This is a genomic window from Prosthecobacter sp. (assembly GCF_044373815.1).
Taxonomy (GTDB): domain Bacteria; phylum Verrucomicrobiota; class Verrucomicrobiia; order Verrucomicrobiales; family Verrucomicrobiaceae; genus Prosthecobacter.
Genome location: NZ_JBIPNG010000393.1, coordinates 1 through 6,280, shown reverse-complemented (window position 1 = coordinate 6,280; position 6,280 = coordinate 1). Strand labels below are relative to the sequence as shown.

Annotated in this window: 4 protein-coding genes and 1 pseudogene; 3 read left to right on the top strand and 2 right to left on the bottom strand. The window is 60.7% G+C overall.

From position 1 onward, the window contains the following. Window positions 1-477 (top strand): annotated as a pseudogene (locus tag ACIREA_RS24090) (methionine synthase); the annotation flags it as partial. A 36-nt stretch (window positions 478-513) separates the two neighbouring features. Continuing rightward, entirely contained in the window at window positions 514-789 is a 276-nt protein-coding gene (locus ACIREA_RS24085; RefSeq protein WP_397384886.1) for a hypothetical protein, read from the top strand. A 22-nt stretch (window positions 790-811) separates the two neighbouring features. Here ACIREA_RS24085 and ACIREA_RS24080 read toward each other — a convergent pair whose 3' ends face one another. Together ACIREA_RS24080 and ACIREA_RS24075 are read right to left on the bottom strand one after the other, a co-directional pair. Next, on the bottom strand, window positions 812-1,645 hold the full coding sequence (locus ACIREA_RS24080; RefSeq protein WP_397384885.1) for a PP2C family protein-serine/threonine phosphatase: 834 nt from the start codon (window positions 1,643-1,645) through the stop codon (window positions 812-814). Continuing rightward, complete coding sequence (locus tag ACIREA_RS24075) at window positions 1,642-2,745, bottom strand: aldose epimerase family protein (protein WP_397384884.1); 1,104 nt, start codon at window positions 2,743-2,745, stop codon at window positions 1,642-1,644. Before ACIREA_RS24075 ends, ACIREA_RS24080 begins: the two co-directional genes overlap by 4 nt. 149 nt (window positions 2,746-2,894) lie before the next feature. On the opposite strand from ACIREA_RS24075, the gene ACIREA_RS24070 reads away from it, so the two are divergent. Further along, window positions 2,895-6,280: protein kinase (locus ACIREA_RS24070; RefSeq protein WP_397384883.1), on the top strand; the 3,386-nt coding region annotated here is incomplete at its 3' end.

The window sequence follows — 6,280 nt, the reverse complement described above, 5'->3', positions numbered from 1 at the left end:
ATGAGCTGCTACGGCTATCGCGAGGACACCCAGCGCTTTGTGGACATCTTCAATCGCACCGTGAGCAGCGGCTATGGCAAGACGCGGATCTGCACACACCTCTGCTTTGGCAATTTCAAAGGCCACCCCGTCGGCTGGCGCAAATACGCGCCGCTGTTCCCCGCCTTCCTCGATCTGCATTGCGATGAGGTGCACGTGGAGATGGCAAACCGCGAATACGCCGAACTGGAGGTCATCAAACCGATGGCCGAACGCTACGATGTCGCCGTGGGCATCATCGATGTGAAAAGCTACCACATCGAGACGCCAGAGCAGATCGCCGATGCCGTGCGTGCCTGCTTGAAGCACGCGCCTGCGGACAAGCTCGTTTTTGCGCCGGACTGCGGCCTCAGCCAGACCGCGCGCTGGGCGGCAAAGAAGAAACTCGCCAGCATGGTTGCCGGCGTAGGCATCGTGAAAAAGGAGCTGGGATTGTAACGGCAAGATCTCCAGTCCCGAGCTAGTTCAGCCGTTATGGAGAGTCCGACGAAAGCAACACCGGCAGGCTGTGTCATCGCCCTGGCGGGCATTGCGCTCGTTGGTTATGCCATCGTCTGCGGGTGGGTCTGTTATCTCGGCATCCAATCCACCGAAATCGTGGAGAAAGGGAGTCTGCTGCGCTTCTATGGCATCTCGTGCGGAGTGTCGCTTGTAGGCGGCCTCTGGCTGCTCCGTCTTGGCTGGCGCTGGGCCTTGGACTCGGACATGTCTGATCCGGATGATCCAGACAAGCCGAGAGTGCGTTTTTGAATTGTGAGGGAGCGTCCCCGCCTTACCCGATCTTCACCACACCCACCGTCGTGTTGTCCTGACGGTCGTTGTTGATGCGGCGGATGGCGAAGATGATCGCATCGGCGATCTTGTCGGCCGTGGTGTGCTTGCCAAAGCTGAGCAGTTCTTCCAGCGCCTTGTGGGTGAGCGTGAAGATGCCATCGCTGGCGGCGATGACGATGTCACCTTTCTTCAGGGCCCAGGGTTCGGCGGGAGTGTCGGTCATCGCCAGCGGCATGCCCAGCAGCGCGGCCTGCAGCGTGTGGCGGTCAGGATGATTCTCAGCTTCCTCGCGGGTGATCTCACCGCGATCTGCACGGGCATCAATGAGCGGGGAAAGGCTGTGGTCGGCATTGAGGCGATGCAGCACGCCATCGCGGAAGAGGAAGAGCGGCGAGTCGCCCACGCTGATCCATTCCATGGTCTTCGGCGTGATGAGCACGCCCACCATCGTGGTGCCCATGGGCGGAGCCACGTTCGGCATGCGGCTGGTGATGATGCCGAGGGTCTCATTCGCCGTTTCCACGGCATGCTTGAGCTTCCAGGAGTGCGGGCCGTCCTGCTCATGGTAGGCGCGCACAAAGGCGTTCACGCCGATGTAGCTGGCCACGCTGCCGCCGGCATGCGCGCCGAGTCCATCACCAATGACGAGGAGCAGACGCTCAAGGCTGCGCTCTTCAGGCTCGGCGGCGTCGGCAAAGGCATAGTAGTCTTCCTGGTTGTCACGACGGCCCCGATACTGCCTCGCGGCAAAATCCTGCTCCTGGATGAAGGCAGGTGGCTGAGATTCAAACAAGGGGACTCGATCGGTCAGGACGGTGGTGGTGGCGCTCACTCGGCGGAAAACTGGTAAATCGTGGTGCTGCTGAATTTTTCACCCGGCCGCAGGGTTGCGTTGGGGAAGGCGGGATGATTCGGACTGTCGGGATAATGCTGCGTTTCCAGGCAGAAGCCATGACGCTTTGCATAAATATGCCCCGCTTTGCCCGGCACGCCATTCAAGTGGTTGCCGGTGTAAAGTTGCACGCCGGGCTCGGTGGTGCGCACGGTCATCACCCGGCCGCTGGCGGGATCTTTGACGGTGGCGGCCAGTTTCATGCCGGTGCCGGAGAGGACGTAGTTGTGATCGTAGCCGATGCCCTGGACGAGCGGTTTGAAATCCGCGTCGATGCGTTCGCCGATCTCATGCGGGGTGGTGAAGTCCAGCGGTGTTCCCTTAATGCTGGCGATCTCTCCCGTGGGGATGAGGTCGTCATCGGTGGCGGTGATTCGCTCCGTCGGAAGCGTCAGCTCGTGGCTGAGGATTTCGCCGCTGCCTTCACCGGCAAGGTTGAAGTAGGCGTGGTTGGTCAGGTTGAGCACCGTGGGTTTGTCCGTGGTGGCATGGTAGTCGATCTTCAGGCTGTTGTCCTCGGTCAGCGTGTAGGTCACGGTGCATTGCAGCGTGCCGGGGTAGCCTTCCTCGCCATCCGGGCTTGTGTAGCTGAGTGCCACGCCGTTGGTGGTCGGTTTCGCGGACCAGAGCTTTTTGTCGAAGCCCTCTTTGCCGCCATGAAGCTGGTGCTTGCCGGAGTTGGCGGTCACCGGGTACTCCACGCCATCGAGCTTGAACTTCGCATGGCCGATGCGGTTCGCATAACGGCCCGCGATGCAGCCGAAGAAGGGGTTTTTGCCCAGATAGCCGTCCAGCGTGTCAAAGCCGAGCACAACATCAGCAAACCTGCCGTTTTTGTCTGCCACCTTCACCGCGACGATGTAGGCGCCCCAGTTGGTGAGACTGACCTCCATGCCCTTCGAATTCCGCAGCGTGAAGAGTTTCACTTCCTCACCCGCCGGGGTTTTTCCCCAGATGGAGGATTCAACACTGGCAGCAGGTGACGAGCCGGAGATCGACATGAAAAGCAGGAGGAGGGTTGGCAGCGCGAGGAGGCGCATGGTGGCGTGTTGGGGAAGTTGGATCGCGAGTGTGACGGTACTGCTCGATTTTCGCAAGAAGGGATTCCGCGCCCCGGGATGAAGTTTCTGGCCTGCACCGCATGATCGTGTGTAACCTCCGCCGCCACATTCCCCATGCAGCCGGTATCATGGACTCTTCCACGCCCTCATCCGATCCCTTCCACGGGCTGAACCCTGCCGACCTGATGGCGGCTGCTGCCATGCCGACGGACGGCGGTGCCGACACGCTCCCGCTCACTCCGCGTGACCTGCCCTCGCTGGCGGAAATCGCCGTGGCGTTTCCGGATCTCGAAATCCTCGATCTCATCGGCCATGGCGGCATGAGCGCGGTGTTTCGTGCGCGGCAGCCGAGGCTCGACCGCATGGTGGCGCTCAAGGTGCTGCCCAAATCACTCGCCGCCACGCCGGGCTTCGCGGAGCGCTTCACGCGTGAGGGGCGTGTGCTCGCACGCCTCAGCCATCCGAACATCGTCACCGTACATGACTTTGGCGAGAGCGGCGGCTTCTGCTTCCTCATCATGGAATACGTGGATGGCGTGAACCTGCGGCAGGCCATGCGTGCCGGCCGCTTCACCCCGAAGCAGGCGCTGAACATCATCCCTGTGATGTGTGAGGCCCTGCAATACGCCCACAGCCAGGGCGTGCTGCACCGCGACATCAAGCCGGAGAACATCCTGCTCGATACGAAGGGCAGGGTGAAGATCGCCGACTTCGGCATCGCCAAGATCCTGGATGAAAATGGCGACGGTGGGATGATGCTCACGCAGAGCGGAGCCAAGCTCGGCACCGCGCCCTACATGGCGCCGGAGCAGATCGAGAAGCCCGGCAGCGTGGATCACCGTGCGGACATCTACAGCCTCGGTGTGGTCTTCTATGAGATGCTCACCGGCGAACTACCGCTGGGCCGCTTTGCAGCACCTTCCGAAAAATCCGCCGTGAATGGAAATATGGACGAGGTCGTCTTCCGTGCGCTGGCCAAAGATCGCGCCATGCGCCAGCAAAGCGCGGGCGAGTTCAAAACGCAGATCGAAGGCATCGCTTCTATGCCTCCGCAGATGCGGCGCTCGCTGGCCATGCGGTTCAGCAGCTTTGAGTACAAGTCCAAGCGCACGCTGCTGGGCAGGCCGCTGCTGCACATCACCTCAGGCATTGATCCCACGACGGGGCACAAGCGCACAGCGCGCGGCTTCTTTGCCTTTGGAGACCGCGCCGTGGGAGTGGTGGCCTTTGGTGGCTATGCACGTGGCTTGTTCGCCTGTGGCGGCATGGCAGTCGGTGTTTTCGCGCTCGGTGGCATGAGCATTGGCCTCATTTCCTGGGGTGGTTTCGCTCTCGCATTGCTGCTGGCCTATGGTGGCATGAGCGTGGGCTTTTTATCTGCAGGCGGCCTGGCCTTGGGCTGGGAGGCTGCGGGAGGTTTGGCGGCAGGTGTGCATGCGTATGGCGGACAGGTTTTTGCTCTTGTCAGCGGCATGGGCGGTCAGGTTCATGCACCTCATGTGATGAAGAATCTCATGGAGGCGCCGCCTCTGCTGCTATGGCTGGTGCGGGCCACCAATCAAAGCGCCTCTCTGGCGACGTGGATCTGGCTGCCAATGATGCTTCCATCCGTGCTCATGCCTTGGTGGGCACGCAGGCAGCTCGAATTTGAAGCGCAGGGAGGTGCCCAACGTCCGACCGCATGGCATGAGCGCCCCTCCCGTGTGCTCTGGCTTCTTCCCGCTGCCATCCTGCTGTTTCTGTCTCTCGTCTGGATGACCATCCACTGGGTCCATGCAGGCCAGACGGGTCTGACCGCGCAAACCTTCATAGCGTCCGCGATTGGAATCACCGGCTGCATCCTTGCAGCCGTCAGCCTGCCGCTCTGGTTGCGCCTTGTGCCGATGAACTCGTTTTATGGTGTGCGTCTGCCTTCGACCTTTGTTTCTGACGAGCGCTGGTATGACGTGAACGCCGTCTTTGGGCGTCATCTCTTTTGCTGGTCGCTCTCTGTTATCGCCGCAGGCATCGCGGGTTTTTATCAACTGCCGCGTCATCAGGACGCCTATTCGTGGGCCGCCTTCACGCTCATGCTGGTCGCGGTGGCGGCCTCCGTAGTGTCCACACTGGTATGGATGCACCGGCATCCTGTGGGGCGTCGTGCCATCAAGCCTCATCGGCTTGTGCGGAACATTGAACAGGTTCTCCCGGCGCTTGTTCTGGGCTACTTCATCAAAGCCTTCATCTGCGCCTCGTATTCCATCCCTCATGGCAACGAGCCGGGAGTCGCCAAAGGCAGTCGGTGGTTCGCATCGCGGTTGAACACGGGCTTTGTCGCAGGAGATCTCATCGCCTATGCGCATGAAAGCGGGCAGACCTGGCTCGCACGGGTTGTCGCTGTCGAACCCAAAGGCTTGCAGCTGAAACGCGGCAGCAGTCCCGATGAGTTCTTCATGCCTTGGGACAAGATCATTGGGAAGATGCTGTTTCCGTATTATTCACCTGCCGGGTCCAAGGCGAGCTCGCAAGCGTCAGGATCGGCACCTGCCTCCGCTCCAGCTCCCGCCCGGCTCAACAAGGGCTTTCCCCCAGCGGAAACGACTTCTCACGCACTGCAGCAGGAGCCACGGCTGCTCTTTTTGCGCATGGTGCCAGAGGGGCAGCCATGGGCATTGGATGTGCATGATGCGGCGGGACTCCCGTTCAACCCGACCAAGGAAGAGCAGAAGATCATCAGAAACTCAACAACCGAGCAAACCTGCCCAGATGCAGAGACATGCTGGCTTCAGGCGTGGATCCAGCATCCAGATCTGGATGAAGCCTCCCACGTGAGCGTAACGGCCATTGATATCACCGGACGCCCGGACAAGAATCAGGGCGTCGTTCACTGGAATGACTACACCACGGGATACAGACCTTCAGGCGGTCCGGTCCACTCGGTGGTGCTTCGTGCTGGAGAGCGAGGCCACCTGCCGCGTACCGTTGAACTGAGTTTCGCGTACAGCGCCGGCCCTTGGGATGCGGTGAAGCGTGTGGATAAAAACCCCAGCATGAACATCTCCACAGACGACTGGATCAAAGGAGGGGTTGGCGAGGACGCTGCCCAGCATTGTTTCGTGACCTGGCTTCGACGGCGAGAAGACCGGCAGGTCCAGTGCGCGGCTTATCTCAAGGATGGGTCCAAGATCATTGGCATGAACACTAGCACCACAAGTGGCAGGGACATCAGCGAGCGTGCAGTCTTTGGCATGCGGTTGGAGGAGGTGGATTACTTTGAGCTGCAAGCGCGTGACATTCGGAAGGTGGCCTTTAAGGATGTGGTGCTGCCGCCGCTGCAGAAAGCGGAAGTCCTGGTGGAAGCTCCTGCAAGATCCGGCTTAGTGACCTGGCACAAAGGCCTGACTTTGGGCGTGGTGCTGGATTGGGCTGGCTGGTCGCCCGTCATGGCCGCCAATGGAAAGCCGAAACCCGTGCGGCTGATGCATGACGGCTATAACGAGGACATTCAGGTGAACGACCAAACACGTGGCATGCA

Excerpts from the sequence above, each read along its gene's own strand:
- ACIREA_RS24085 (WP_397384886.1), top strand. The coding sequence starts at position 514 with ATGGAGAGTCCGACGAAAGCAACACCGGCAGGCTGTGTCATCGCCCTG.
- ACIREA_RS24075 (WP_397384884.1), bottom strand. The coding sequence starts at position 2,745 with ATGCGCCTCCTCGCGCTGCCAACCCTCCTCCTGCTTTTCATGTCGATC.